This is a genomic window from Micromonospora sp. CPCC 206171, assembly GCF_036906755.1.
GTDB classification, from domain to species: Bacteria; Actinomycetota; Actinomycetes; order Mycobacteriales; family Micromonosporaceae; genus Micromonospora; species Micromonospora purpureochromogenes.
This window is the reverse complement of the sequence record NZ_JBAKHT010000003.1, coordinates 279,393-305,513: the sequence shown is the minus strand read 5'-3', so window position 1 is coordinate 305,513 and position 26,121 is coordinate 279,393. Positions and strand designations below refer to the sequence as shown.

Genomic DNA, 26,121 nt, shown 5'->3' with positions numbered 1-26,121 from the left:
GGGCCGCCCTTCCCCCGGCGGTCGCCACAACGACAGGAGTACCGATGCGCATCCGTACCGCGGGTGTGGTCGCCGTTCTCGGTCTGGCGCTCGCGGCGTCCGGCTGCGGCGACAACAGCAAGGACGAGCCGGCCGCCAAGGATTCCCCCAAGGCCGCGAGCGGCAAGCTCGTCATCTGGGCCGACGACAAGCGGGCCGCGGCCCTCAAGCCGTTCGGTGAGAAGTTCGGCCAGGAGAACGGCGTCACCGTCGAGGTGCAGGCCGTCTCCAAGGACCTGCAGACCAACTTCGTCACCGCCTCCCAGCAGGGCAGCGGCCCGGACGTCGTGGTCGGCGCGCACGACTGGATCGGCAACCTGGTGCAGAACGGCGCCATCGACCCGGTGCAGCTCGCCGCCGAGCAGAAGAGCGCCTTCAACGAGACCGCCGTCAAGGCCGTGACCTTCAACGGTCAGGTCTACGGCGTGCCGTACGCGACCGAGAACATCGCGCTGATCCGCAACACCGAGCTGGCCCCCGAGGCGCCGAAGACGATCGAGGACCTGGTCGCCTCCGGCAAGAAGCTCAAGGCCGAGAAGAAGGCCAGCGAGATCCTCTGCCTCCAGTCCGGACAGAACGGCGACGCGTACCACATCTACCCGCTGTACACCTCGGCCGGCGGCTACCTCTTCGGCACCGCCGCCAACGGCGACTACGACCCGAAGGACCTGGGCGTGGGCAAGCCGGAGTCGATCACGGCGTTCCAGAAGATCGCCAAGCTCGGCGAGAAGGGTGACGGTGCGTTGAAGCGCTCCATCACCGGCGAGAACTCGATCGCCACCTTCACCGGCAAGAAGTGCGCCTACCTGGTCTCCGGCCCGTGGGCGATCGCCGACGCCAAGAAGGCCGGCATCAAGTACGACATCTCCCCGGTCCCCGGCTTCGCCGGTGGCAAGGAGGCCCAGCCGTTCGTGGGCGTCCAGTCGTTCTACGTCGCCGCCAAGGGCAAGAACAAGGCCCTGGCCCAGGAGTTCGTCACCAACTACGTGACCAAGCCCGACCTGGCCGTGGCGCTGTACAACGCCGAGCCGCGTCCGCCGGCGCTGACCGCCGCCTTCGACCAGGTCAAGGGCACCGACCCGGACCTGGCCAAGTTCTCCGAGGCCGGCAAGAACGGCCAGGTGCTCCCGGCGATCCCGGCCATGGCCGCGATCTGGGACCCGTTCGGCAAGGCCGAGGCCGCCGTCATCGGTGGCGCCGACCCGACCAAGACCGTCACCGCCGCCGGCAAGACGATCTCCGGTCAGATCAAGTAATGAGCGCGTCGCTGTCCGGCCCGGGGTCTGCCACGCAGGCCCCGGGCCGGGGGCCCGTCCGCTCCGGGCTCCCGCGCAAGTCCCGTGACGCGCGGCACCACGCGCCGATCACCCTGACCGGCCTCCTCGTCAAGGTGGTCCTGCTCGGCCTGGTGGCCGGGATCGCGATCTGGGCGGCCTTCCCGCTCATCGAGGCCGAGAAGTGGGTCGGGCTGGCCATCCTGTCGGCCACCACCGCCGGCCTGTTCTACCTGTACCTCACCCGCCGACACATCCCGGCGAAGTACCTGGTTCCCGGCACGATCTTCCTGATCGCCTTCCAGATCTTCCCGGTGCTCTACACCGCCAGCACCGCCTTCACGAACTTCGGCGACGGTCACCGCGGCGAGAAGTCCGAAGCGATCGTCGCCATCCAGAGCTCGTCGGTGAAGCAGGTCCCCGGCTCCACCCAGTACCTCCTCTCCGTCGCCACCAAGGGCGACCCGGCCACCGGGCCGCTGGTCTTCCTGGTGACCGACCCGAAGAGCGGCACCGTCTCCGCCGGCGACGCCGGCGGCCTGACCCCGCTCGACGCCGCCGAGGTCACCGTGGCGCCGGGCGGCAAGGTAACCGCCGCCGAGGGCTACCAGGTGCTCAACTTCGGTCAGGCCAGCGCCCGCAGCAAGGAGATCACCGACCTGGTCGTCCCGACCTCCGGCGGCGCGCTGCGCTCCTCCGGTCTCTCCCGCGCGTACGAGGGCAGGGCGATCCGGGCCTACGACGCCGGGTGCGACTGCGTCAAGGACACCGAGACCGGCAAGACCTGGACGGCCGACGAGGAGATCGGCGCGTTCGTCGCCGCCGACGGCGAGCAGTTGGCCCAGGGCTGGAAGGTCAACGTCGGACTCAAGAACTTCGATCGGGTGCTCACCGACCCGGCCATCTCCGGTCCGTTCTTCGGCACCCTGGTCTGGAACTTCGCCTTCGCGCTCGGCTCGACCGGCTTCACCTTCCTGCTCGGCCTGGCCATCGCGCTGGCGCTGCACTCGCCGCGAATGCGCGGCACCAACCTCTACCGGATCCTGCTGATCCTGCCGTACGCCATGCCGTCGTTCGCGATGCTGCTGGTCTGGCGGGACATGTTCAACACCGACTTCGGTCTGATCAACAACCTGTTCGGGCTCGGCGTCGACTGGTTCGGGCAGGAGTGGTCCGCCCGAATCGCGGTGATCCTGGTGCAGCTCTGGCTGGGCTACCCGTACATGTTCCTGGTCGCCACCGGTGCGCTCCAGGCGATCCCGCGCGAGCTCACCGAGGCCACCTCGGTCGACGGCGCGTCGCCCTGGCAGTCGTTCCGCGCGGTCACCCTGCCGCTGCTGCTGGTGGCACTCTCCCCGCTGCTGATCTCGTCGTTCGCGTACAACTTCAACAACTTCAACGCGATCTACCTGACCACCGAGGGTGGACCGTTCCCGGCGGACAACCCGACCTCCGGTGCGACGGACCTGCTGATCACGTACACCTACCGGCTGGCCTTCGGTGCCCAGGGGGCCCAGTTCGGCCTGGCGGCGGCGGTCTCGATCTTCATCTTCACGATCGTCGCGGTGGTCTCCGCGGCCAGCTTCTCGCGGACCCGCAAGCAGGAGGAGGTGTACTCGTGAGCACCCACGCGAACGCCCCGGTCACCCGGAGCAGCACGGCCGGCAGGCGGAAGAACCGCTGGTTCGCCCAGGTCGGCTGGCGGCACGTGGTCGGGGTGGTGGCGGTGGCGTTCAGCCTCTTCCCGATCCTGTTCGTGCTCTCCGCGGCGCTCAACCCGCTCGGCACCCTCTCCTCCACGGACCTGGTGCCCACCAGCGGCGTGTCGTTCGAGAACTTCACCAACCTCTTCGACCGCACCTCGTTCGGGTGGTGGTTCCTCAACTCGCTGGTCGTCGCCGGGGTGGCGAGCTTCGCCTCGATCTTCCTCTCGTCGCTGGCGGCGTACTCCTTCTCCCGGATGCGCTTCGCCGGCCGTCGGGTCGGGCTGCTCTCGCTGCTGCTGATCCAGATGTTCCCGCAGTTCCTGGCCATCGTGGCGATCTTCCTGATCTTCACCACGGTCACCGACCTGTGGCCGGCGATCGGCTTCAACACGCCGTGGGGCCTGCTGCTGCTCTACCTGGGTGGGGCGCTGGGCGTGAACACCTGGCTGATGAAGGGTTTCTTCGACACGCTGCCGCGGGAGCTGGACGAGTCGGCGACCATGGACGGCGCGTCGCACGCCCAGGTCTTCTTCCGGATCATGCTGCCGCTGGTGGCGCCGATCCTGGCGGTGACCGGGCTGCTCGCCTTCATCGGCACGATCAACGAGTTCCTGATCGCCAACGTGTTCCTCACCAACCCCGAGTCCAAGACCCTCGCGGTCGGCATGTTCGGTCTGGTGGCGGGCGAGCGCAACAACAACTTCGGGATCTTCGCGGCGGGCACCCTGCTCACCGCCGTCCCGACGGTGCTGGTGTTCCAGTTCCTTCAGCGCTACATCGTCTCCGGCCTGACCGCCGGAGCCGTAAAAGGATAAATCGGAGGGGTGGCCGCTCACCGCGCAGCGCGAGCTGAGCGGTCCGGCTCCGTACAACGGCCGGGGCTGAGTGGTCCGGGTCCGGACATGGGCCGGGCTGAGTGGCCCCGCCTGCGCGGAGCTCGACCGCTCAGCCCGGGCCGCGCGGAGAGTGGCCACCCCTCCGATCAGTCGTACACCGGAGCAGTCACGGGTTGGCCGCCGCGGCCGGGACACCGGCCGCGGCGGTGGCCCCTTTCTCTCCCCGTCCGACCGACCCGAAGGGGTTCTGTCATGTCCCTGTTGCCGCACCACGACGGATCCGCCCTGTACGTACCCGAGCAGGAGCCGGCGCTCGGTCAGACCGTGCCGGTCTTCGTCCGGGTACCGGCGGGCGCCGACGTGCGCACCGTGCACGTGCGGACCACCGGCGACGGCGAGCCCCGGTTCGCCGAGGCGGTCGTCGACCGCACCGAGGGCGGCGAGGTCTGGTGGCGGGCCGACGTCGAGGTCCGCAACCCGGTCAGCAACTACCGCTTCATGCTCTCGCAGACCTCCGGCTACCGCTGGCTGAACGCCGCCGGGGTGGTCGCCCACGACGTGCCCGACAACGGCGACTTCAAGCTGGTCAGCTACGCCCCGCCACCGGCCTGGGCGCGGGACGCGGTGATCTACCAGATCTTCCCGGACCGGTTCGCCCGCTCCGCGGCGGCCGCCGGCCGCACCCCGCCGGACTGGGCGATCCCGTGCGACTGGGACACCCCGGTGATCGGTCGCGGCCCCGAGACGCCGTACCAGTTCTACGGTGGCGACCTGGACGGTGTCACCGAGCGCCTGGAGCACCTGGCCCGGCTCGGCGTGAACACCCTCTACCTCACCCCGATCTTCCCGGCCCGCTCCAACCACCGCTACGACGCGGCCAGCTTCGACACCGTCGACCCGCTGCTCGGCGGCGACGCCGCGCTGGCCCGGCTCGCCGCCGCCGTCCGCGCCCGGGGCTGGCGGCTGCTCGGCGACATCACCAGCAACCACACCGGCGACGCGCACGAGTGGTTCACCGCCGCCGCCGCGGACGTGCGGGCCGCCGAGCGGGAGCTGTACTACTTCGACCAGGCCACCGGTGACTACGAGTCCTGGAACGGCGTCACGTCGCTGCCGAAGCTGAACTGGGGCAGCGCGGAGCTGCGCCGGCGGTTCGCCACGGCCGACGACTCGCTGCTGCGGCGCTGGCTGCGCCCGCCGTACGGGCTGGACGGGTGGCGGGTCGACGTGGCCAACATGACCGGCCGGCGCGGCGCGGACGCGTACACCCACGAGGTGGCGCGGCTGCTGCGCGAGGTGGTCGCCGACACCCGCCCCGACGGCCTGCTGCTCGCCGAGCACGGCCACGACCACACCGGCGACCTGGACCGGGACGGCTGGCACGGGACGATGAACTACGTCGGCTTCACCGACCCGGTCTGGTCCTGGCTGCGGCACGGCGACGAGCCGGTGCCGAACTTCCTCGGCACCCCGGGCGGGGTGCGGCGGCGCGACGCCGAGGCCGTGCTCGCGACGATGGACACCTACCGGTCGCTGATCTCCTGGCGCGCGTACACCCACTCGTGGCAGCTGCTCGGCTCGCACGACTCGGCCCGGATCCGCACCGTGGTCGGTGACGCCGCCCGGCAGGAGGTGGCCGCCGGCCTGCTCGCCACCATGCCGGGCACCCCGGTGGTCTTCGCCGGGGACGAGCTGGGGCTGACCGGCACCAACGGCGAGGGTTCGCGGACCCCGATGCCGTGGCACCGGCCGGAGAGCTGGGACCGGGCCACCTTCGCCGCGTACCGGGGGCTGCTGGCGCTGCGCCGCGACGAGCCCGCGCTGCGCCACGGTGGCCTGCGCCGGGTGCACGCCGACGCCGACACCCTGGTCTTCCTGCGCGAGGCCCCGACCGGGGCGGTGCTGGTGCTCGCCCGCCGGGCCGCCGGCCGGCCCGTCCGGCTGACCGGCCTCGGGGCGGGGGAGAACGCGTACGGCGGTGCCCCGGCGCTGCGCCCGGACGCCGACGGCGTGGTCACCCTCCCCGCCGACGGCCCCACGTTCCAGGTCTGGCGGCTGTCCTGACCCGGGCCCGCCCGGCACGGGGTCAGGCGGCTGGCTGGCCGAGCAGGGTGCGGACGCCGGCGAGGTAGCTGCGGCGGTCCGGCCGGCCGGTGAGCACCTTCTGCATCAGGTAGCCCGGGACCAGGCCGAACAGCGCGGTGCCGACGGCCTCGGGGTCGGCGTCGGGGGGCAGCTCACCCGACTCCCGGGCCCGCCGGGCCAGCAGCGTGAAGCGGTCCCGGAAGCCGCTGTACGTCGCGTTCACGAACGTCGCCAGCGCCGGGTCGCGCAGCGACTCGCTCCACACCTGGATCGCCAGCGGCAGGATGCCGTCCTCGCCCGCCTGCGCGTCGACGTAGGTCAGTGCCCGGTCCAGCGCCTCGACCAGGGGCAGCGGCGGCTCGGCGGCGGCCAGCTCGGCGAAGACCGCGTCCGCCCCGCCGATCACCGCCTGGGCGATCGAGGTGATCAGGTCGTTCTTGCTCGGGAAGTAGCGGTAGACCGCGCCGACCGACAGCCCCGCCTCGGCGATCACGTCCTGCATCGAGGTGTTGTGGAAGCCGTCGCGCAGGAAGCAGCGCCGGGCCGCGTCGAGGATCTGCTGTCGACGGGCCGCGAGGTGGGCGTCCGATACGCGTGGCATGACCCACAGTATAAAACGAACGCTCGTTCTTGACTCCGGACGGCTCGGAAGCGCACGCTGACTTCAAAGAGAACGAGCGTTCGTTTTAAGGAGTGGGCATGTCCCGGTCACCCCGGTCCCCGATGCTGCTCGCCGTGCTGGTCGCCGCCCTCGCGGTGGCGGCGCAGGCGCTGCTCGTACCCCTGTTCGCGGGGCCCGCCGCGAACCTGGCGCCGCGCGACCTGCCGGTCGCCGTCGCCGGGCCGGCGCCGGCCAGTGCGGAACTGGCCGGCCGGCTGGCGGCGGCCCGTCCCGGTGCCTTCACCGTCGCCGAACTGCCGGACGCCGCCGCGGCCGACCGGGCGCTGCGCGACCGCGAGGTCTATGCCGCCTTCGTCGTCGGCCCAGACGGCGTCGGGCTGCACACCGCCCCGGGCGCCAGCCCCACCGTGGCGGCCCTGCTCACCGAGGCCGCGGCCGGACTCGCCGGCGGACGGCCGGTGCCGGTCACGGCGGTGGTGCCGGCCGACCCGGACGACCCGCGCGGGGCCGGTTTCGCCGCCGGTTTCCTGCCGTTGGCGCTGACCAGCATGCTCGTCGGCGTCCTGCTCACCGTCCTGGTCACCGGCCGGCGCGCCCGGCTGGTCGGGCTGCTCGGCTACGCCGTGCTCGCCGCGCTGGTCGGCACCGCCGTGCTGCACGGCTGGCTCGGGGTGATCGGGGGCGACCCGGCGGCCGAGGCCGCGGCGATCGGGCTCTTCGCGCTCGCCGCCGCCGGTGCCGTCGCCGGGCTGGGTGCGCTGCTCGGCGGCCCCGGGCTCGGCCTCGGGGCGCTGCTGGTCTTCCTGGTCGGCAACCCGCTCTCCGCGGTCAGCGCCGCGCCGGAGCTGCTGCCGCAGCCGTGGGGCACCGTCGGGCAGTTCCTGCCCGTCGGGGCCGGCGGAACCCTGCTGCGCTCGGCCGCCTTCTTCGACGGTGCGGGCGCGGGCCGCTCCGTCGCCGTGCTGGCCGGCTACGCGGTGCTCGCGATCGGCCTGGTGCTGGCCGGCCGGCGCGCCTCGCCCGGGATCGGCCTGGCGCCGGCCGGCCGGAGCGGCTCGCCCCGGCCGTCCTCCACCGAGATCACGGTATGAGCTCAGCCCGGCGGGGCGGCTACTACAAACTGTCGTTGATGGGGCAGGATGGCCGGCGTGGAAGCTCTTCGGCTGGTACTTCTCTACGTCCATCTGATCGGGTTCGCCCTGCTGCTCGGCGGCGCGATCGCCCAGTACGTCAGCGGCCGGCTGCGGATCAACGCGGCCATGCTCTGGGGATCGGTGATCGGTCTGCTCACCGGCATCGGGCTCGCCGCCCCACTGCGCGAGGGTGACGAGCCGGCACCGGCGAAGCTTGTTACCAAGTTGGTGCTGGCTCTGCTGATCTTCGTCATGGTCTTCTTCTCCCGGAAGCGGGATCAGGTCAATCGCGGGCACTTCCTCGCTATCGTCGGGTTGACGCTGCTCAACGCCGCTGTCGCGGTGTTCTGGAGGTAGCCGTCCGGACCCGCTCGCGGGCCCGGGGAAAGGGACGTTCGGGACAGCGAACGGGTCACGTACCAGCACTCTGAGTGATCTGCCCCACGCCAGGGTTACGCCCGGATAACAGGCGTTCAACAGTCGTGCACGATTGGCGGCCGGTGGGTGGGCGCGGGCGTACGCTCCCGTCCGTAACGTGGGATGCCGGCAGCACAGCGCTGGTCGGTTCAAGGGCTGCCACCGCACGAGGCGCGGTGTGCAATGGGAAGGAGACGTCTTGCGCTCTGTGCGTGGGATGCGGATCGCCTCCGCGATCGCGGCGGGTGGGCTCGTGCTGGGCGCCGCCGCGTGTGGTGAGGCCCCCGAGGACGACAACAACGCCGGCAACGGCGCCAAGAAGTACAGCGCCTGCATGGTGACCGACGTCGGCGGCATCGACGACAAGTCGTTCAACACCTCCGCCTGGAAGGGTCTCCAGGAGGCCCAGAAGGCGAACAGCAACATCGACATCAAGAACGTCCAGTCGAAGGCCGAGGCGGACTACGAGGTCAACCTCAACGGCTTCGTCAACCAGAAGTGCGACTTCATCCTGGCCGTCGGTGGCCTGATGCAGGACGCCACCAAGAAGGCCGCCGCGGCGCACCCGGACCAGCAGTTCGGCATCGTCGACGCGAACCCGGGCGTGGACAACGTCTACCCGATGCAGTTCGACACCGCCCAGGCCGCCTTCCAGGCCGGCTACCTGGCCGCCGGGATGAGCAAGACCGGGAAGGTCGGCACCTACGGTGGCCTGCCGATCCCGCCGGTGACCATCTTCATGGACGGTTTCGCCGACGGCGTGGCCTACTACAACAAGGCCAAGGGCAAGAACGTCCAGGTGCTGGGCTGGGACAAGGCGACCCAGAAGGGTTCCTTCACCAACGACTTCGTCAAGCAGGACGAGGGCAAGAAGGTCTCCGACACCCTGGTCGCCCAGGGCGCGGACATCATCATGCCGGTCGCCGGCGGCTCGGGCCTCGGCACCACCGCCGCGGCGCAGGCCTCGGGTGGCAAGTACTCGGTGGTCTGGGTCGACGTCGACGGCTGCGAGAGCACCCCGAACTGTTCCGCGCTGCTGACCACGGTCGTCAAGAACATCCCGGACGCCGTCAAGGAGGCCGTGCTCAAGGCCGCCGGTGGCGAGAAGCTGCAGTCCAAGCCGGGCTTCGTCGGCAACCTGGCCAACAACGGCGTCTCGATCGCCCCGTACCACGAGTTCGAGAGCAAGGTTCCGGCCGAGCTCAAGGCCGAGGTCGACAAGATCAAGGCGGACATCGCCGCCGGCACCATCACGGTCACCTCGAAGGCCCAGCCGACCAAGTGACCGCCTCCCCGGCCGCCACGATGGGATCATCGGCAGCGGAGGCCGGCGGGCACCAGGCATGACGATCGGCCGCCTCGGCGTACACGGGACACCCGCGTGCGCCGGGGCGGCCGATCCGCTCCACCCGCGGCCGGCCCCGTCAGCCGGCCGACCGGCAGCTAGGCTGCACCATCGCTCGCACTCCAGGAGGTTGCGCTGAGACTCCAACTGCGCGGCATCACCAAGCGGTTCGGTGATCTGGTCGCCAACGACCACATCGACCTGACGGTGGAGCCTGGAGAGATCCACGCCCTGCTCGGCGAGAACGGCGCCGGCAAGTCGACCCTGATGAACGTGCTCTACGGGCTCTACCAGCCCGACGAGGGCGAGATCCTGGTCGACGGCCAGCCGCTGAAGCTGAAGGGCCCCTCCGACGCGATCGCGGCCGGGATCGGCATGGTGCACCAGCACTTCATGCTGGTGCCGGTCTTCACGGTCGCCGAGAACATCATGCTCGGCGCCGAGCAGGTCCGGGGCGGCATCGCCGGCTTCCTGGACCGCCGGCGGGCCCGCCGCGAGGTGGCCGAGGTCTCCGAGCGGTACAACCTGCGGGTCGACCCGGACGCGGTGATCGAGGACCTGCCGGTCGGCATCCAGCAGCGGGTCGAGATCGTCAAGGCGCTCACCCGCGACGTCGACCTGCTCATCCTGGACGAGCCGACCGCGGTGCTCACCCCGCAGGAGACCGAGGAACTGCTCACGGTCATGCGGTCGCTGAAGGCCGCCGGCAAGTCGATCGTCTTCATCACCCACAAGCTCGGCGAGGTCAAGGCCATCGCCGACCGGATCACCGTGATCCGGCGCGGGAAGACCGTCGGCACCGCCTCTCCGGAGGCGAGCCGGGACGAGCTGGCCGCGCTGATGGTGGGGCGCAGCGTCCGGCTCACCGTGGACAAGCAGCCGGCCACCCCCGGCAAGCCGATGCTCCAGGTCTCCGGCCTGGTGGTCGACGACGACCGGCGGATCCGCGCGGTCGACGGCGTCGACCTGACCGTGCACGCCGGCGAGGTGCTCGGCGTCGCGGGTGTGCAGGGTAACGGCCAGACCGAGCTGATCGAGGCGATCATGGGCCTGCGCCCGACGCTCGCCGGCACGGTCACCCTGGACGGCGAGGCGGTGCACGGCTGGTCCACCAAGAAGGTACTGCGGGCCGGCGTGGGCTACGTCCCCGAGGACCGCAGCGTCGACGGCCTGGTCAAGGAGTTCTCCGTTGCGGAGAACCTGGTCCTGGACATCTACGACCGGCCGCCCTTCGGCAAGGGCCTGGCTCTCAAGCCGGACGCGATCGCGAAATCGGCGAAGGAGCGGATCGAGCAGTTCGACGTCCGTACCTCCTCGGCCGACGCCGCCGTGGGCACCCTCTCCGGCGGCAACCAGCAGAAGGTGATCGTGGCCCGGGAGCTGTCCCGGCCGCTGAAGCTGCTCATCGCCGCCCAGCCCACCCGGGGCGTGGACGTCGGCTCGATCGAGTTCATCCACAGCCGGGTGATCCGCGAGCGGGACGTGGGCACCGCCGTCATGGTGGTCTCCAGTGAGCTGGACGAGGTCATCGGCCTGGCCGACCGGATCGCGGTCATGTACCGCGGCCGGATCATCGGCATCGTCAGCCCGGACACCCCGCGCGAGGAGATCGGCCTGCTGATGGCTGGCATCACCCCGGACGCCGCCGGCGAGACCGCCGGGGCGACCCCGACCGGCGGCGCCGCGGCCCCCGCCCCCGAAGGCCCTGGTAACGAGGACGAGGCATGACTGACCCGAACGTGACGTCGGGCTCCCCGGACAAGGAACCGGCGACCGAGGCGCAGGCGGCGCAGAGCACCTCCGGCGGCACCGACCGTAACGCCACCATGACCGCCCCGAAGCAGCCCGCGGAGCAGCCCCGGCCCACCCTGGGTCGGCTCTTCCTGGACAACCTCTGGGCGGCCAACACCGTCACCGTGACGGTGCTCGCGCTGGTGCTGGCGATGGTGGTCGGCGCGATCCTGATCATCGTCTCCGACCCGGAGGTGCTGGCCACCTACAGCTACATCACCGCGCGGCCGGGTGACGCGATCAACTCCAGCTGGACGGTGGTCAGCGAGGCGTACGCGAACCTGTTCAAGGGCGCCGTCTTCGATCCCGAGGCGGTCGGCTTCCAGGCGGCGCTGAGCCCGATCTCCGAGACGCTCACCTACACCGCGCCGCTGGTCTTCACCGGCCTGGCGGTGGCGCTCGCCTTCCGGGGCGGCCTGTTCAACATCGGCGCCCAGGGCCAGGCGACCATCGGCGTCATCCTCGCCGCGGTGGCCGGCTTCGCGCTGCCGCTGCCGCCGGTGCTGCACCTGCTCGTCGCGCTGATCGCCGGTGCCGCCGGTGGCGCGATCTGGGGCTTCATCCCCGGCATCCTCAAGGCGCGGACCGGCGCGCACGAGGTGATCAACACGATCATGCTGAACTACATCGCGGTCTACTTCCTCTCCTGGATCATCGTCCAGAACGGGGTGCAGAACCCGGACCGCGCCGATGCGATCAGCAAGCCGGTCGACTCCTCGGCGCAGCTGCCCCGCCTGCTCGGCGACAACCTGCGGGTGCACGCCGGCATCCTGCTCGCGGTGCTGGTCACCTGGTTCATCGCCTGGCTGCTCAACCGCTCCACGCTCGGCTTCGAGCTGCGTGCCGTCGGCGCCAACCCGGACGCCGCCCGGACGGCCGGCATCAGCGTCACCCGGACGTACGTGCTGATCATGGTGATCTCCGGCCTGCTCGCCGGCCTCGGCGGCACCCAGATGGTGCTGGGTTCGACGGCGAACGCGCTGACCCCGCTGGTGGTCGCGCAGATCGGCTTCGACGGCATCCTGGTGGCGCTGCTCGGCCGGGTGAAGCCGTGGGGCGTGCTGCTCGCGGCGCTGCTCTTCGGCGCGCTCCAGGCCGGCGGCAACCGGATGCAGTCGTACTCGGGGATCTCGCTGGAGCTGGTCACCGTGCTCCAGGCGCTGATCGTCATCTTCATCGCCGCACCGGCCCTGGTGAAGGCGATCTTCCAGCTTCGGGCCGCCCGTGCCGCCCGGTTGCAGACGAGCCTGGCGAAGGGCTGGTAAGGCATGTCCACCATGGCTGTCCCCGACGTCGCGGTCGCGAAGGTCGAGCAGGGCTTCTGGACCCGCAACCGCAAGATCGGCGCGGTCCTGCTGGCGCTGGGCGTGCTCGCCGCGGTGCTCTTCGGCGCCCTCGCCACCGGCCAGCAGGCGCGCTTCACCCTCAGCGAGACCGAGGGCGGCGCGGCACTGGAGATCAACGGTACGGTCGGCGCGATCCTCTTCGGGATCATCGCCGCCGCCGCCGGAGCGGCCCTGCTGGCCGGCATCCCGACGCGCTGGTTCACCCTGGTGCTCGGCGTCGGGCTGGTCGCCTTCGTGCTGAGCTTCCTGTGCTGGCAGGTGTCGGCCGCCCCCGAGGGCCGCAATTTCATGCCCATGGTCAACATCGTCCGGGGCACCTTCGTCCTGGCCCTTCCGCTGATCTTCGGCGCCCTGGCCGGCGTGCTCTGCGAGCGGTCCGGCGTGGTCAACGTGGCGATCGAGGGGCAGCTGCTGATGGGCGCCTTCAGCGGGGCGCTCTTCGGCAGCATCTCCGGCAACGTCTGGGTCGGCCTGGTCGCTGCGGCGATCGGCGGCGCGTTCATCTCGCTGCTGCTGGCCGTCTTCGCGATCCGCTACCTGGTCGACCAGGTGGTCATGGGCATCGTGCTGAACCTGCTGGCGGTCGGCGTGACCGGCTTCCTCTACGAGCGGCTGATGCAGACCCAGGCGGAGAAGTACAACAGCGCGCCGCGCTTCTCCAACTGGGAGATCCCGCTGCTCAAGGACATCCCGCTACTCGGCCCGGCGCTGTTCCGCGGCAACATCTTCCTCTACCTGGGCCTCCTGCTGGTGCTGGTCATCCACATCGCGCTGTTCCGCACCCGGTGGGGCCTGCGGACCCGCTCGGTGGGTGAGCACCCGACCGCGGCGGACACCCTCGGCGTCAAGGTGCTGGGGCTGCGCTACCGCAACGTGCTGATGGCCGGAATGGTCGCCGGGATCGGTGGCGCCTCGTACACGCTGGCGCTCTACTCGTTCACCAAGAACATGATCGGCGGTAAGGGCTTCATCGCCCTGGCCGCGCTGATCTTCGGCCGGTGGAGCCCGACCGGGGCGCTGCTCGCCGCGCTCTTCTTCGGCTTCGCCGACCAGCTCGGTACCTACCTGGGTGCCATCGGCAGCAGCATCCCGAGCCAGTTCCTCGCGATGCTGCCGTACCTCGCGACGATCCTGGCGGTGGCCGGCCTGGTCGGCCGGGTGCGCGCTCCCGCCGCGGACGGCAAGCCGTACATCAAGGGCTGAGCCTGCGGCACCAGCCAGCTCCGTGCCCGGTGGGGATCGCCCCGCCGGGCACGGTCGTTTTCCGGGCCGGGGGCGGGCGCGGGCGGGTGTCGGTGGACACCAGGGGTACCCCTTCCCGCGCCCGACCAGGGTGACTTGGGCAGAATGGTGGGATGACCGAGATCGACTGGGAGCGACTGCGGGCCGCCGCCACCGAGGTGATGCGGCACGCGTACGTGCCGTACTCGAAGTTCCCGGTCGGGGCGGCCGCCCTGGTCGACGACGGCCGGGTGGTGACCGGCTGCAACGTGGAGAACGCCGCGTACGGCGTCACCCTCTGCGCGGAATGCGGAGTGGTCTCCGCCCTGCACGCCAGCGGCGGTGGCCGGCTCGTCGCGATGTCCTGCGTCGACGCCACCGGCGAGCCGCTGATGCCGTGCGGGCGCTGCCGGCAGCTGCTCTGGGAGAACGGCGGGCCGGAGTGCCTGGTCGAGTCCAAGGGCCGGCCGCTGCGCATGGCGGAGCTGCTGCCGCACGCCTTCGACGTGGCCGACATCGAGGCGGTGACCGGGGAGCAGCCGGTCCCGGTGGTGCCGGAGCGGCTGGCCGCCTGGCGGGGGCGGGGCACCGTCTTCGTGCATCCCGACATGTCCGCCGGGCAGCAGGTCTGGACGGCGTACTGGGAGCGGTCGGCGGGGGACGCCGAGGGCGCCGAGACCGGGGTGCTGGAGGAGGCCCCGAGCTGGGACGAGCCCGCCGAGGCGATCACCTGGGGGCACGCCCGGACGCCCCGGGTGGTGGTGGTCGACGCGAGCGGCACCATCTTCTGGGCCGGCGAGGGCGAACCGCCGATGGAGATCCCCACCCGCTGGCCCGCGGGCTGAACCCCTGCGCGGCGTACCGCCGATCAGCAGAACCAGGACAAGCAGAGGAACTCGACGATGAGTGCGTTCACGGCGGTCGACGTCATCCGTACCAAGCGGGACGGGGGAGTGCTGAGCGACGCCCAGATCGACTGGGTGGTCGACGCGTACACCCGGGGGCTGGTCGCGGACGAGCAGATGTCGGCGCTGGCCATGGCGATCCTGCTGCGCGGGATGACCCCGCCGGAGATCGCCCGGTGGACCGCCGCGATGATCGCCAGCGGCGAGCGGCTGGACCTCTCGCCGGTCTCCCGGCCCACGGTGGACAAGCACTCCACCGGCGGCGTCGGTGACAAGATCACCCTGCCGCTCACCCCGCTGGTCGCGGCCTGCGGGGGTGCGGTGCCGCAGCTGTCCGGGCGCGGCCTGGGGCACACCGGCGGCACGCTGGACAAGCTGGAGTCGATCCCCGGTTGGCGGGCGGCGCTGAGCAACGACGAGTTCATCTCCCAGCTGCGCGAGGTCGGCGCGGTGATCTGCGCGGCCGGCGAGGGGCTGGCCCCGGCCGATCGCAAGCTGTACGCGCTGCGCGACGTCACCGGCACCGTCGAGGCGATCCCGCTGATCGCCAGCTCGATCATGAGCAAGAAGATCGCCGAGGGCACCGGCGCGCTGGTGCTCGACGTCAAGGTCGGTTCCGGCGCGTTCATGAAGTCCGTCGACGACGCGCGGGAACTGGCCCGGACCATGGTCGAGCTGGGTGGTGCGCACGGTGTGCGGACCGTCGCCCTGCTCACCGACATGTCCACCCCGCTCGGCCTGACCGTCGGCAACGCGGTCGAGGTGACCGAGTCGGTGGAGGTGCTGGCCGGGGGCGGCCCGGCCGACGTGGTGGAGCTGACCCTGGCGCTGGCCCGGGAGATGCTGGACGCCGCCGGCCTGCGGGACGCCGACCCGGCTGCCGCGCTGCGCGACGGGCGGGCGATGGACGCCTGGCGTGCGATGATCCGCGCCCAGGGCGGCGATCCGGACGCGCCGATGCCGACCGCCAACGAGGTCGAGGTGGTCCGCGCCCAGGCCGACGGCTTCGTCGAGTCCGTCGACGCGTACGCGATCGGGGTGGCCGCGTGGCGACTCGGCGCCGGGCGGGCCCGCAAGGAGGACCCGGTCAGCGCCGCCGCTGGCGTGGTGCTGCACAAGCGGCCCGGCGATCCGGTCCGGGCCGGCGACCCGCTCTACGAGCTCCGCGCCGACCAGGCCACCCGGATCCCGGCGGCGCGGGCCGAGGCCGAGCGGGCGGTCCGCCTGGCGCCCACCGCGCCGACCGCGTCGTCGCTGGTCATCGAGCGGATCGGCTGAACGGCCGACCGCCCGCGACCGGTCGGCCGGTGGGGGAACCTCGGCATGGTGCCGACCCGCCACGGGCGCTATTCTCCCAGCCCAGGGGGAGAGGCCGGCGGTGACGCCGGCGCGAGCAGACAGGGACTTCGACCGTGTTGGTACCCGCCCCCGATCCCCGGGAAGTCCGTGAGGCGAGCCTGGACGAGCTGTCCCGGTTGCGCCTGCCGTTGCCGCCTCCCCAGTTTCCGCTGGTGTGGGAGCCGGGCGACGAGATCGAGTTGCGTCCCACCGGGGAGATCGAGGCGCGCATCGCGGTCCTGCACCTGATCCTGGCCCGCTGCTTCGGGATGCCGCCGCAGGCGGCGATGAGCTGGCTGCTCGACTCGCACCTGGTCGAGCTGGTCACTCCGCCCGAGTGGCAGTTCGTGATGGGTGGCAAGGGCGACCACCGCTCGTTCGTGCTGCACCACGACGCGCTCTTCTCGCTGGCCTGGGTGCTCGGCCTGAGCAAGCAGCTCGACCCGACCATCCCGGTCGACGAGCGGTTGGTGGAGCGGATGCCGCACCTCGCCGATGGGGAGACGTTCGGCCAGTGGCGGGCCCGGATCCTGGCCGCGCCGCAGCACCCGGCCGATGCCGCCGCCCTGCTCGACCTGCACTACTGCCTGGACTGGGCGTACCTGGAGGCGGAGAAGCGCGGTCAGCCGCTGCCGGGGCTGGTCGACGCCAACGCGATCGGTCAGCGGCGCTGGGCGCTGGAGTGGGCGGTGATGCTGCGCGGGCCGTACCACGACGAGCCGCCGGGCTGGGAAGAGGTCGATCTCTCCACCTGAGCCGGCCTCAGCGCGGCCGCCAGACGGTGAGCCGGACCGCGGCGGTGACCGCGACCGGCTCCGGCAGCGTGGCGATCCGGGCGGCGAGCCGTTCCGGGTCGGTGTGCCAGGCGCTGGGGCCCATCCCGACCAGCGTCGCCACCTCGGCCGGGCTCAGCCGTAGCCGGGCGGTGTGCGCCTCGCCGCGCTCCTCGGTGAAGTGACCGGCCAGGCTGTCGGCGACCCGGTCCGCCTTGGCCGGGTCCACCCGCAGCAGGTCGAGCGCGTCGACCAGCTCGGCGAGGTGCGCGTCGGTCGGGGTGACCACCAGCAGCGCCCCGGTCGGATCGAGGACCCGGTGGAACTCGGCGCCGTTGCGTGGGGCGAAGACGTTCAGCAGCACGGCGGTCGAGGCGTCGGCCAGCGGCAGCCGCTGCCAGGTGTCGGCCAGCGCCGCCGCGGCCCGCGGGTGGGCCCGGGCCGCGCGGCGCAGCGCCGGCTTGGCGACGTCCAGGGCCAGACCCACCGCGTCGGGCAGCGCCGCCAGCACCGCGGCGAGGTGCCGGCCGGTCCCCGCCCCGGCGTCCACCACCAGCGGGTACGCCCCCACGCCCGGCTCGCCGTCCGCCCGCCGGCCGGCGCTCGTCGGTTTGACGACCCGGGTGGCCGCGTCGGCCAGCGCGGCGGAGATGACGTCGTAGTGCCCGGCGGCCAGGAAGTCCGCCCGGGCGGCGACCATGTCGGCGGTGTCGCCGACGTGCGGGGCGCGCCCGGTGAGCAGGTTGACGTACCCCTGCCGGGCGACGTCGAAGCTGTGTCGGCGCGGGCAGCGCAGCGCGCGGGTGTCGGGGGCCGGGGCCAGTGGTTCGGCGCAGACCGGACACCGCAGCCGGGCCAGCACGGCCGGGGGCATCCCGGCCCCGGGCTGCTCGGACGGGGGCGGCGCGGTCACCCGGTGAGCCTACGGGAGCGGCTCGGGACCCCGGCCGGGCGCGCGCCCGCCGTCGCCGGTCCCGGTCAGGCGGTCGACGACCCGGTGGGTGAACCGGTCGAGCGCGGCCAGCTCGTCCGGCTCCAGCAGGTCGATCAGGTGCCGGCGGACGGCGGCGACGTGGCCGGGGGCGGCGGCCCCGATCGCCCGTCGGCCCTCGGCGGTGAGCACCACCACCGAGCCACGGCCGTCGGTGGCGCACTCCGCGCGAACGACCAGCCCGCGCTGCTGCATCCGGCTCAGGTGGTGGGAGAGGCGGCTGCGCGACCAGAGCATCCGGTCGGCCAGCTCGCCCAGCCGCAGCCGCCCGTCCGGCGCCTCGGAGAGGTCGGAGAGCACGTCGTAGTCGGGCTCGGAGAGCCCGGCGTCGCGCATCAGGTCGCGGGCCAGCTGGAGGTCGAGCAGCCGGCGCATCCGGCGGTAGCCCCGCCAGGCGCGGTCTTCGCGGTCGTCGAGCCAGCGGGGTGCGTCCATGGCGACCAGCCTAGCCGGATGGTTGACACGTCATCTACATCGCTTCTAGGTTGGTGACATGTCAACCAGATTGTGGGAGCTCTTCGGCGAGCGGGGTCGCGGCGTGCTGGTGACGCTGCGCCGCGACGGCCGGCCCCAGCTGTCCAACCTCGACTACCTCGCCGAACCGGGCCTGATCCGCTGCTCGACCGTCGGCGACCGGGCCAAGGCGCGCAACCTGCGCCGCGACCCCCGGGCCAGCTTCCACGTCACCACCGGAGACGGTGGCGCGTACGCCGTGGCCGAGGGGACCGCCACCCTCACTCCGCCCGCCGCGGCCGAGGACGACGCCACCGTGGCGGAGCTGGTCGAGGTCTACCGCCGGATCCGGGGCGAGCACCCCGACTGGGCGGAGTACCGGGCGGCGATGGTCGCCGACGGTCGCCTGGTGATCCGGCTGGCCGTCGAGCGGGTGTACGGCTGGTGCCCCTGACCGGGTCCACGGTCGCGACACGGGGAGCGACCGTGGACCCGCGCGACGGGGCCGCTCAGCGGGGGCCGCTCTGGCTCGGGGCCGGCTCGTCGAACGACCGGTACGCCCCGGCGACCACGCAGCCGGGCCCGGGTAGCCGATAGAACGCCCAGCCCGAGAGATAGCTGCCGTTCACCTCCTGCTGGCGCAGATGCACCGCGAGCATCAGCCCCGCCGGGATCCGGTCCGGATGGATCACCAGCAGCCCGGCCTCGGGTCTGTTCAAGGTCACGGCGGCGTCCGGCCCGAGCATGACGGAGGGGTCCGATACCGATCGCACCTGGGCGCCCCGGTCCCCAGGCGGGCAGTCGGCCTCCGGCCGGGTCTTGACCAGCGTCGCCCGGGCGCCGATCCGGCGCAGCTCGTCGTTGACCCGGGCCGGGTCGGCGGCGTCGGCCACGGTCACCGTGACGGTGCCGTCGGAGGCCGACGCGCTCGCCGACGGCGGTGCCGCCGTCCCCTGGGGCGCCTGGGGTCGGCCGGCGACCACCGCCGCCGTCCCGGCCGCCGCCAGCGTGGCGAGCCCGACGGCGACGACGGCGAGGCGGCGCCGCGCCGGGGTCACCGGCCGCCGCCGCGCCGGGGCGATCTCGCGCAGCAGCGCGTCACGGCGTACCCGGACCCGCTCGGCGGGCAGGTGCGGCAGGTCCGGGCGGAGTGGACTGTGATCCATCGGGGCGGTCCTCCATCGCGAGATCGGCGAGTACACCGGTGCGCAGCTGACGGTGCGCCCGGGCCAGGCGGGACTTGACGGTGCCCAGGGGGATGCCGAGCGTGACGGCGGCTTCGGCCTGGGTCTGCCCGAGCCAGACGCAGGCCTCAACCACCTCCCGGTCCCGGCCGGCGAGCCCGGCGAGGTGGCGGTGCACGGCCGCGATCCGGCGCTCGGCGTCCACCCGCTCGACCACCGCGTCGGCGTGGTCGGCGGCGGGCTCGGGCGGCGGCACCCGGTCCAGCGCGGCCCGGTGCCGGCGCAGCGACCGGTGGTGGTTGCGGCTGACGCCCAGCGCGATGCCGTAGAGCCAGGGCAGGACGCTCGCGCCGTACGGCACCATCGCCCGTCTTCGCCGCCAGGCCTCCAGGAACACCACCGAGACCAGGTCCTCCGCGGCCGACCACGCCCCGGTACGCCGCAGGCAGTAGCCGAACACCGCGTCCGCGTGCCGCTCGAAGAGCGTGCCGAAGGCCGTGGTGTCACCGTCGAGGCTCCGGGCCCAGAGCTCTCGGTCGTCAGTCATGTCGCCCTCCCTGCCCCTGTCATGTCCGTACGGGGTGGTGCGGTTCACGGCGACGCGCCGGCCCGGCGGTCCCGTCCCGGGGCCGGTCGGGGGCTGACTAGGGTCTGAGCATGGTCGCAATCCGATACGAGGACATCGTCAAGGTCCCCAAGGCGCTGCTGCACGATCATCTCGACGGCGGCCTGCGGCCCGCGACGGTCGTCGAACTCGCCGCCGAGGTCGGTCACGAGCTGCCCACCACCGACGCGGAGGCGCTCGGCCGCTGGTTCGTGGACGCGGCGAACTCGGGTTCGCTGGAGCGCTACCTGGAGACCTTCGCGCACACCGTCGCCGTCATGCAGACCGCGCCGGCGCTGCGCCGGGTGGCCCGGGAGTGCGCGCTCGACCTGGCCGCCGACGGGGTGGTCTACGCCGAGGTGCGGTTCGCCCCGGAGCAGCACCTGGAGCAGCACCTCACCCTGGACGAGGTGGTCGAGGCCGTGGTGGCCGGCTTCGCCGAGGGCAGCGAGCAGGCCGCGGCGGCCGGCATGCCGATCCGGATCGGCACCCTGCTGACCGCGATGCGGCACGCCGCGCGCTCGCAGGAGATCGCCGAATTGGCGGTGCGGCACCGGGACACCGGGGTGGTCGGCTTCGACATCGCCGGCGCCGAGGCGGGTTTCCCGCCCACCCGCCACCTGGACGCCTTCGAATACCTGCAGCGGGAGAACTTCCACTTCACCATCCACGCCGGCGAGGCGTTCGGGCTGCCCTCGATCTGGCAGGCCATCCAGTGGTGCGGCGCGGACCGGCTCGGGCACGGGGTCCGGATCGTCGACGACATCACCCCCGGGCCGCCGCCGGTGCTCGGCCGGCTGGCCGCGTACGTGCGGGACAAGCGCATCCCGCTGGAGCTGTGCCCGTCGTCGAACGTGCAGACCGGCGCCGCCGCGTCGATCGCCGACCACCCGATCGGGCTGCTGCGCGACCTGCGGTTCCGGGTCACCGTCAACACCGACAACCGGCTGATGAGCGGCACCTCGATGTCCCGGGAAATGGCGCTGCTGGTGGACGCCTTCGGCTACGGCTGGAAGGAGCTCCAGTGGTTCACCATCAACGCCATGAAGAGCGCCTTCATCCCGTTCGACGAGCGGCTGCGGATCATCGACGAGGTGATCAAGCCGGCGTACGCGAAGCTGCCTGTGTGATCAGTGGTGCGGGTGGCTGGCGACCAGGCCGGCCACCCGCCGCAGCACGTCGCGCGCGCGGGCTTCCTCGGCGCCCAGCCCGGTCTGCCGGCGCAGCACCGCCGGCTCGGCGCGCAGCAGCGCCACCCCGCGCCGCAGCAGGACCTTCGGCGCCTTGCGCTGCTCGGCGAGATCCCGCGTCAGCCGGCGGACGAAGGTCGTGCCGCGCGGGCGCCGCAGCGCGTACGCCCCGGCCAGCAGCCCTCGACGGCGGCACTCCTCGACGATCTCGGCCGCGAAGATCCCTTCGGCGACGAAAAGTGGCGCTCCGGCCACCTCGAACGGCCGGGTGGCCACCCGCCGGTCGGCACCGATCGCATAAACCGGCACTTCGGCCTTGCCCTCCTGGGCCAGTCGGGCAATTGTTTCCACGGCCGTCCCGGCATCCCACGAGTCGGGCGAGTCCCAGTCCACCTGTCCGTTCTGGCGCGGCAACGTAGGGTCATCGCCGTCCTTGTAGAAGTCGTCCAGACAGAGCACCGGAAGTCCGGTTCGGTGGGCTATATACGACTTTCCGGAGCCGGAGGGGCCAGCGAGCAGGACAACGCGGTGACGGTATTCCATTACGTTCGGTAACTCCGGCCAGACGGATTGCTATCAAATTGCATCAACATCTCATCACACCTTCGGCGACCACCAACCTGGGCTTTCTCTTTCAGGGGCGGCGTGATGGAATCTCGGGGGTCCGACCCGCCGGGTCGGTCGCTGGGCGTTGCCCGTGGCAACGCGGGACGCTGCAATCGCGAGGGCGGTGACGTGAGCAAACGGCCGAAGACGGCGGGCTCCTTCCTGTCGCGTCTACGCCGGCCGGCCGGCCGGCTCCGCGACATGCCGATCTGGTCCAAGCTCGGTCTCATCATGATCGTGCCGACCATCGCCACGGTCGTCGTGGGTACCAGTGGTCTGGTCGACCACCTGCAGACGCTCAACAATGCCAACCGGGCCGGCGACCTGGCCAACCTGGTCGGGTACTCGGGTGACCTGGTCAACAGCCTCCAGGACGAGCGCACCTCCGCCGTCCTGCTGCTGGGCTCGCCCCAGGGCCAGGCCCGGGAGCAGTACCAGGAGGCGTACAACCGAATCAACCAGCGGGTCGACCAGGCCAAGGCGCCGTACTCGCAGCAACGGCTGGAGCTCGATGATCTCCCGGCCAGCCTCGAGACGCTGCTGGACCGGATCGACCAGGAGTTGAGCGACCTGCCCGGCACCCGGAGCCAGGTCTACAACGGCAAGCTCCGGCTCAGCGACGCGGTCGGGTCGTACCAGGGCCTGATCGAACAGCTGATCAGCGTCCGGGACTCGGCCACCCAGCTCGCCGGCGACAACGACCTGAGCGACCGGATGCGCGCCGCCGCCGCCGTCGCGCGGGCCAAGGAGTTCCTGTCGTTGCGCCGCGTGGCGGGGCACCGGGTCCTCCTGCAGAAGGCGTACATCGCGCCACTGCGCGACGACTTCATCGCCAACCAGAAGGGCGAGGAGCTGGCGCGGCAGACCTTCCAGTCGGTCGCCAACCAGTCCGAGCGCGAGCTGTTCAAGCAGACCGTCGCCGGCTCCGACCTGCGCCAGGCGGAGGCCTACAGCGGCTTCATCAAGTCCCGCGACACCGAGAGCATCGCCGGGGTCGAGTTCGGCACGGACCAGTGGGACGCGGCCATGGTCGCCAACGCCGCGCTGATCCGCAACGTCGAGGTCCAGCTCGACGGCAAGGTGGTCCGGCAGGCTGACGAGCTCCGCTCCGACGTGCAGCGCCAGGTCTTCCTGGAGACCGGCCTGCTGCTGAGCATGCTGCTGCTGGCGATTCTCTTCGCGTACCTGGTCGCCCGGTCGATGGCCCGCTCCCTGCGCGACCTGCGCCAGGGCGCCCTGTCCATCGCCCAGTACGGCCTGCCGCAGGCGGTGGCCCGACTGCGCGACCCGCAGCTCAGCGGCCAGCTCTCCCCGGCACAGCTGGCCAACCAGATCGCCGAGCCGCTGCCGGTGCGCAGCAAGGACGAGTTCGGTCAGGTGACCGAGGCGTTCAACGCGGTCCACCTGGAGGCGGTCCGCACCGCCGCCGAGCAGGCCGCGCTGCGCTCCTCCGTCGCGACGATGTTCGTCAACCTCGCCCGCCGTTCGCAGATCCTGGTCGACCGGCTGATCGGTCACCTGGACCGGCTGGAGCGCGGCGAGGAGGACCCGGACCGCCTGGCCGAGCTGTTCCAGCTCGACCACCTGGCCACCCGGATGCGCCGCAACGACGAGAACCTGCTGGTCCTCGCCGGTGCCGACTCCACCCGGGTGCAGCGCGAGCCGGCCGCCCTGATCGACGTGCTGCGCGCCGCGCAGTCCGAGGTCGAGCACTACACCCGGATCGAGTTCGGGATCATCGACCGGGACATCGAGGTCGCCGCCCACGCGGTCAACGACATGGTGCACCTCGTCGCCGAGCTGTTCGACAACGCGACCGCGTTCTCGCCGCCGGACTCGCAGGTCATGGTCGAGGCGCGCCGCATCGGCGACCGGGCCACCCTCTACGTCGAGGACCGCGGCATCGGCATCAGCCTGGAGCAGCTGGGCGACCTCAACGAGCGGCTCGCCACGCCGCCCCAGGTCGACGTCGCCGTCTCCCGGATGATGGGCCTGGTCGTGGTCGCCCGGCTGGCCTCGCGGCACGGCGTCAAGGTCGAGCTGCGTCCCGGCTCGGACCGGGGCACGGTGGCCGAGGTCACCATGCCCACCTCCGTGCTGGTTCCTCGGGCGCTCACCGGTCGTGGCCAGCCCACCCCGGCGCTGCCCGCGGCCACGCCCGGCCCGCAGCAGTTCGGTGCGGCCCCGGCCTTCGGCGCGCTGCCCGCGCTGGGCAACGGTCCGGCGCCGACGCCGCGTACCGGCGAGTCCGGCAACCAGGTCACCCTCGGCGGTCGGGCGTTCGACCCGGCCCCGCACAACGGCTCGCCGGCCAACGCCGGCGGGGGGCGCTCCATGCCGGCCTGGTCGGACCTGACCGGTGCCAGCGCGCTCAACGGCAACGACGGCTTCACGCCCCGCTCCACCAACGGGCAGCAGATCGACCCGCTGCCGCAGCGGCGGTCCGGCGACGTCGACCCGGTCACCGGCCAGCAGCCGGTGATCCCGCGGCAGCTGCCGAGCAGCCCGGAGGCCCGCCCCTACAGCGCGCCGCCGGTCCCGCCGGTGTCCGCGCCGCCGCTCCCGCCGGTCTCCGGCGCCCCGGTCTCCGGTCACCCGGTCTCGTCCTCGCCGTACTCGGGCCCGCCGGTGTCGGCCTCGCCGTACTCCGGTCACCCGGTGTCGGCCTCGCCGTACTCGGCGCCGCCGGCCTCGCCGTACTCCGCTCCGCCGGCCTCGCCGTACTCGGGGCACCCGGTCTCCGCCCAGCCGTACTCGGGTCAGCCCGTGTCGGCCGCCCCGGTCTCCGCCCAGCCGGCGTCCGCGCCGCCCCGGCAGAGCCCGCCGAGCCCGGCCGCCCCGCCGGCCTGGCCGCCGGTGCCGAATCAGGAGCAGGCCGCCCCGCCGGTGCCCGAGCGGCTCGCCGCCGCGCTGGACATGACCACGGAGCTGCCCCGGGTGGCGCGCCCCGAGCCGACCCAGCAGACCGCGCAGCCGTCCGCGCCGGCCACGCCGCCGGCCGTGCGGCAGCCGACCGCACAGCCCGCCGCGCCGCAGGTCCGCGCGGCGCAGCCAGCCCCGGTGAACCGGCCGCCGACTCCGCAGGAGACGGCGAACCGGCAGCGGTACGCGGACGAGACGATGGAGCTGCCGATCTTCCGGGAGCTCGAGTCGGCCTGGTTCCGTACCTCCCGCAAGCCGGGTCCGGAGGAGGCCGCCGCGGCCGGTGCGGCCGCCAGGCCGGCGGCCAACGGCGCCGCGACCCAGCAGATGCCCGCCGTCGACGCCGGTCGCTCCGTCCCGAACACCGCACCACGGACGACAGGTAACGCACCGATGGCAAACACTCCGATGGCCGGAGGGACGCCGCGCGACAACGGCTCGGCGACCAACGGTGGTGGCCGCCCCGGTCAGGCCGAGGCTCTGCCCAACCGCCGGCCCGCCGCACCGCAGTCGGCCGGCTGGCAGACCGCGGCCGACGACGGCTGGCGTGCCGCCGTGGCGGCCGCCGAGGTGCCGGTGGCGGCCACCACCGAGACCGGTCTGCCGAAGCGGACGCCGATGGCCCAGCTCGTCCCGGGCGCGGTGGAGAAGCCGACCATCTCGGCGCAGCGGCGTACGCCCGAGGCGGTGCGTGGTCTGCTGTCGGCCTACCACCGCGGCGTGCAGCGCGGGCGCAGCAACCCCTCGGACAGCAACCCCACCAGCTCGGAGGCGACTCCGGGAGGGCAGCAATCCTCGCAGTCTGGCTCCGGCCCGGCGGCCGGTAGCGGGCAGAAGGAGCAAGAAGGATGACAACTACGCAGGATCTCGGTTGGCTCCTCGCCAACTTCGCCGACCGGGTGCCCGGTGTCGCGCACGCGGTCGCCGTCTCCGCGGACGGCCTGCTCCTCGCGTCGTCACGGGACCTGCCGCGCGACCGGGCCGATCAGTTGGCCGCCATCGCCTCCGGTCTGGTCAGCCTCACCCAGGGCGCGGCCCGCTGCTTCGAGGGCGGCGCGGTGTTGCAGACCGTCGTCGAGATGGACAACGGCTTCCTGTTCCTGATGTCCATCTCCGACGGTTCCTCCTTCGCGGTGCTGGCCGCCCGCAGCTGTGACGTGGGCCAGGTCGGCTACGAGATGGCCCTGCTGGTCGATCGTGTGGGCGACGCGCTGACCCCGCAGCCCCGCACGGCCGTCGGGATGATGGGCTGACCGAGCTGACCACCGGGTCGGCACGGCAGCAACGACACGACAACAACGACGGGTTCCACCGGGCGAGAGCCGGTGCCGGGTACGAAG

Annotated in this window: 23 protein-coding genes; 17 read left to right on the top strand and 6 right to left on the bottom strand. The window is 72.3% G+C overall.

Going from position 1 to position 26,121, the window contains the following annotated elements; all coding sequences use genetic code 11:
• The first annotated feature begins 44 nt into the window (after nt 1-44).
• From V6U89_RS06440 to V6U89_RS06425, 4 genes are all read left to right on the top strand, one after another.
• Nucleotides 45-1,295 (top strand): sugar ABC transporter substrate-binding protein, encoded by a 1,251-nt coding sequence (locus V6U89_RS06440; RefSeq protein ID WP_334569714.1) that lies wholly within the window; start codon nt 45-47, stop codon nt 1,293-1,295.
• The gene (locus V6U89_RS06435) at nt 1,295-2,935 is read left to right on the top strand and encodes an ABC transporter permease subunit (protein WP_334569713.1); all 1,641 of its coding nucleotides are present in this window, start codon (nt 1,295-1,297) and stop codon (nt 2,933-2,935) included. The genes V6U89_RS06440 and V6U89_RS06435 overlap by 1 nt, the downstream gene beginning before the upstream one ends.
• The gene (locus V6U89_RS06430; RefSeq protein WP_334569712.1) at nt 2,932-3,834 is read left to right on the top strand and encodes a sugar ABC transporter permease; all 903 of its coding nucleotides are present in this window, start codon (nt 2,932-2,934) and stop codon (nt 3,832-3,834) included. Before V6U89_RS06435 ends, V6U89_RS06430 begins: the two co-directional genes overlap by 4 nt.
• Nucleotides 3,835-4,107: 273 nt before the next feature.
• Nucleotides 4,108-5,919 carry a glycoside hydrolase family 13 protein gene (locus V6U89_RS06425; RefSeq protein WP_334569710.1) on the top strand — a complete coding sequence of 604 codons (1,812 nt, stop codon included), beginning with the start codon at nt 4,108-4,110 and terminating at the stop codon, nt 5,917-5,919.
• A 22-nt stretch (nt 5,920-5,941) separates the two neighbouring features.
• Here the strand turns inward: V6U89_RS06425 and V6U89_RS06420 are convergent, their stop codons facing one another.
• Entirely contained in the window at nt 5,942-6,541 is a 600-nt protein-coding gene (locus V6U89_RS06420; RefSeq protein WP_334569709.1) for a TetR/AcrR family transcriptional regulator, read from the bottom strand.
• Nucleotides 6,542-6,639: 98 nt separating this feature from the next.
• Here V6U89_RS06420 and V6U89_RS06415 point away from each other — a divergent pair, with 98 nt between their 5' ends.
• The 9 genes from V6U89_RS06415 (at nt 6,640) to V6U89_RS06375 (ending at nt 16,813) form a co-directional block, all read left to right on the top strand.
• Complete coding sequence (locus tag V6U89_RS06415; protein ID WP_334569708.1) at nt 6,640-7,653, top strand: hypothetical protein; 1,014 nt, start codon at nt 6,640-6,642, stop codon at nt 7,651-7,653.
• A 57-nt stretch (nt 7,654-7,710) separates the two neighbouring features.
• Complete coding sequence (locus tag V6U89_RS06410; protein ID WP_334569707.1) at nt 7,711-8,052, top strand: hypothetical protein; 342 nt, start codon at nt 7,711-7,713, stop codon at nt 8,050-8,052.
• A 277-nt stretch (nt 8,053-8,329) separates the two neighbouring features.
• Nucleotides 8,330-9,397 (top strand): BMP family lipoprotein, encoded by a 1,068-nt coding sequence (locus V6U89_RS06405; RefSeq protein WP_334569840.1) that lies wholly within the window; start codon nt 8,330-8,332, stop codon nt 9,395-9,397.
• A gap of 195 nt (nt 9,398-9,592) precedes the next feature.
• On the top strand, nt 9,593-11,185 hold the full coding sequence (locus V6U89_RS06400) for an ABC transporter ATP-binding protein (protein ID WP_334569839.1): 1,593 nt from the start codon (nt 9,593-9,595) through the stop codon (nt 11,183-11,185).
• Between the two features lie 98 nt (nt 11,186-11,283).
• Nucleotides 11,284-12,513, top strand: coding sequence for an ABC transporter permease (locus V6U89_RS06395; protein ID WP_442933879.1), 1,230 nt, complete (start codon nt 11,284-11,286; stop codon nt 12,511-12,513).
• Between the two features lie 3 nt (nt 12,514-12,516).
• Nucleotides 12,517-13,797 (top strand): ABC transporter permease, encoded by a 1,281-nt coding sequence (locus tag V6U89_RS06390; protein ID WP_334569705.1) that lies wholly within the window; start codon nt 12,517-12,519, stop codon nt 13,795-13,797.
• Nucleotides 13,798-13,949: 152 nt separating this feature from the next.
• Nucleotides 13,950-14,660 carry a cytidine deaminase gene (locus V6U89_RS06385; protein ID WP_238450002.1) on the top strand — a complete coding sequence of 237 codons (711 nt, stop codon included), beginning with the start codon at nt 13,950-13,952 and terminating at the stop codon, nt 14,658-14,660.
• A 57-nt stretch (nt 14,661-14,717) separates the two neighbouring features.
• Nucleotides 14,718-15,998, top strand: coding sequence for a thymidine phosphorylase (locus V6U89_RS06380; RefSeq protein ID WP_334569704.1), 1,281 nt, complete (start codon nt 14,718-14,720; stop codon nt 15,996-15,998).
• A gap of 134 nt (nt 15,999-16,132) precedes the next feature.
• Nucleotides 16,133-16,813: a DUF4272 domain-containing protein gene (locus V6U89_RS06375; RefSeq protein WP_334569703.1), complete on the top strand. Its 681-nt coding sequence runs from the start codon at nt 16,133-16,135 to the stop codon at nt 16,811-16,813.
• Between the two features lie 7 nt (nt 16,814-16,820).
• Here V6U89_RS06375 and V6U89_RS06370 read toward each other — a convergent pair whose 3' ends face one another.
• The gene (locus tag V6U89_RS06370; RefSeq protein ID WP_334569838.1) at nt 16,821-17,705 is read right to left on the bottom strand and encodes a putative RNA methyltransferase; all 885 of its coding nucleotides are present in this window, start codon (nt 17,703-17,705) and stop codon (nt 16,821-16,823) included.
• A 48-nt stretch (nt 17,706-17,753) separates the two neighbouring features.
• Nucleotides 17,754-18,257 carry a MarR family winged helix-turn-helix transcriptional regulator gene (locus tag V6U89_RS06365; protein ID WP_334569702.1) on the bottom strand — a complete coding sequence of 168 codons (504 nt, stop codon included), beginning with the start codon at nt 18,255-18,257 and terminating at the stop codon, nt 17,754-17,756.
• A 58-nt stretch (nt 18,258-18,315) separates the two neighbouring features.
• Between V6U89_RS06365 and V6U89_RS06360 the strand changes: the two genes are divergently transcribed.
• Nucleotides 18,316-18,729, top strand: a complete 414-nt coding sequence (locus V6U89_RS06360; RefSeq protein WP_334569701.1) for a PPOX class F420-dependent oxidoreductase — start codon at nt 18,316-18,318, stop codon at nt 18,727-18,729.
• A gap of 55 nt (nt 18,730-18,784) precedes the next feature.
• Here the strand turns inward: V6U89_RS06360 and V6U89_RS06355 are convergent, their stop codons facing one another.
• Both V6U89_RS06355 and V6U89_RS06350 read right to left on the bottom strand, forming a co-directional pair.
• Nucleotides 18,785-19,441: a hypothetical protein gene (locus V6U89_RS06355; protein WP_334569700.1), complete on the bottom strand. Its 657-nt coding sequence runs from the start codon at nt 19,439-19,441 to the stop codon at nt 18,785-18,787.
• Nucleotides 19,374-20,006, bottom strand: a complete 633-nt coding sequence (locus tag V6U89_RS06350; RefSeq protein ID WP_334569699.1) for an RNA polymerase sigma factor — start codon at nt 20,004-20,006, stop codon at nt 19,374-19,376. The genes V6U89_RS06355 and V6U89_RS06350 overlap by 68 nt, the downstream gene beginning before the upstream one ends.
• Nucleotides 20,007-20,116: 110 nt before the next feature.
• Here V6U89_RS06350 and V6U89_RS06345 point away from each other — a divergent pair, with 110 nt between their 5' ends.
• Complete coding sequence (locus V6U89_RS06345; RefSeq protein ID WP_334569698.1) at nt 20,117-21,193, top strand: adenosine deaminase; 1,077 nt, start codon at nt 20,117-20,119, stop codon at nt 21,191-21,193.
• On the opposite strand, the gene V6U89_RS06340 is transcribed toward V6U89_RS06345, so the two are convergent.
• Nucleotides 21,194-21,796, bottom strand: a complete 603-nt coding sequence (locus V6U89_RS06340; protein WP_334569697.1) for a uridine kinase family protein — start codon at nt 21,794-21,796, stop codon at nt 21,194-21,196.
• Between the two features lie 192 nt (nt 21,797-21,988).
• On the opposite strand from V6U89_RS06340, the gene V6U89_RS06335 reads away from it, so the two are divergent.
• Both V6U89_RS06335 and V6U89_RS06330 read left to right on the top strand, forming a co-directional pair.
• Nucleotides 21,989-25,633, top strand: a complete 3,645-nt coding sequence (locus V6U89_RS06335) for a sensor histidine kinase (RefSeq protein WP_334569695.1) — start codon at nt 21,989-21,991, stop codon at nt 25,631-25,633.
• Nucleotides 25,630-26,034 (top strand): roadblock/LC7 domain-containing protein, encoded by a 405-nt coding sequence (locus tag V6U89_RS06330; protein ID WP_013283992.1) that lies wholly within the window; start codon nt 25,630-25,632, stop codon nt 26,032-26,034. The genes V6U89_RS06335 and V6U89_RS06330 overlap by 4 nt, the downstream gene beginning before the upstream one ends.
• Nucleotides 26,035-26,121: the final 87 nt, after the last annotated feature.

Bases quoted from the DNA above. Each gene is read 5' to 3' on its own strand.
- V6U89_RS06440 (WP_334569714.1), top strand. From the start codon at position 45: ATGCGCATCCGTACCGCGGGTGTGGTCGCCGTTCTCGGTCTGGCGCTC.
- V6U89_RS06435 (WP_334569713.1), top strand. From the start codon at position 1,295: ATGAGCGCGTCGCTGTCCGGCCCGGGGTCTGCCACGCAGGCCCCGGGC.
- V6U89_RS06425 (WP_334569710.1), top strand. From the start codon at position 4,108: ATGTCCCTGTTGCCGCACCACGACGGATCCGCCCTGTACGTACCCGAG.
- V6U89_RS06420 (WP_334569709.1), bottom strand. From the start codon at position 6,541: ATGCCACGCGTATCGGACGCCCACCTCGCGGCCCGTCGACAGCAGATC.
- V6U89_RS06415 (WP_334569708.1), top strand. From the start codon at position 6,640: ATGTCCCGGTCACCCCGGTCCCCGATGCTGCTCGCCGTGCTGGTCGCC.
- V6U89_RS06405 (WP_334569840.1), top strand. From the start codon at position 8,330: ATGCGGATCGCCTCCGCGATCGCGGCGGGTGGGCTCGTGCTGGGCGCC.
- V6U89_RS06395 (WP_442933879.1), top strand. From the start codon at position 11,284: ATGACCGCCCCGAAGCAGCCCGCGGAGCAGCCCCGGCCCACCCTGGGT.
- V6U89_RS06390 (WP_334569705.1), top strand. From the start codon at position 12,517: ATGTCCACCATGGCTGTCCCCGACGTCGCGGTCGCGAAGGTCGAGCAG.
- V6U89_RS06385 (WP_238450002.1), top strand. From the start codon at position 13,950: ATGACCGAGATCGACTGGGAGCGACTGCGGGCCGCCGCCACCGAGGTG.
- V6U89_RS06380 (WP_334569704.1), top strand. From the start codon at position 14,718: ATGAGTGCGTTCACGGCGGTCGACGTCATCCGTACCAAGCGGGACGGG.
- V6U89_RS06370 (WP_334569838.1), bottom strand. From the start codon at position 17,705: ATGCCCCCGGCCGTGCTGGCCCGGCTGCGGTGTCCGGTCTGCGCCGAA.
- V6U89_RS06365 (WP_334569702.1), bottom strand. From the start codon at position 18,257: ATGGACGCACCCCGCTGGCTCGACGACCGCGAAGACCGCGCCTGGCGG.
- V6U89_RS06360 (WP_334569701.1), top strand. From the start codon at position 18,316: ATGTCAACCAGATTGTGGGAGCTCTTCGGCGAGCGGGGTCGCGGCGTG.
- V6U89_RS06355 (WP_334569700.1), bottom strand. From the start codon at position 19,441: ATGGATCACAGTCCACTCCGCCCGGACCTGCCGCACCTGCCCGCCGAG.
- V6U89_RS06350 (WP_334569699.1), bottom strand. From the start codon at position 20,006: ATGACTGACGACCGAGAGCTCTGGGCCCGGAGCCTCGACGGTGACACC.
- V6U89_RS06345 (WP_334569698.1), top strand. From the start codon at position 20,117: ATGGTCGCAATCCGATACGAGGACATCGTCAAGGTCCCCAAGGCGCTG.
- V6U89_RS06340 (WP_334569697.1), bottom strand. From the start codon at position 21,796: ATGGAATACCGTCACCGCGTTGTCCTGCTCGCTGGCCCCTCCGGCTCC.
- V6U89_RS06330 (WP_013283992.1), top strand. From the start codon at position 25,630: ATGACAACTACGCAGGATCTCGGTTGGCTCCTCGCCAACTTCGCCGAC.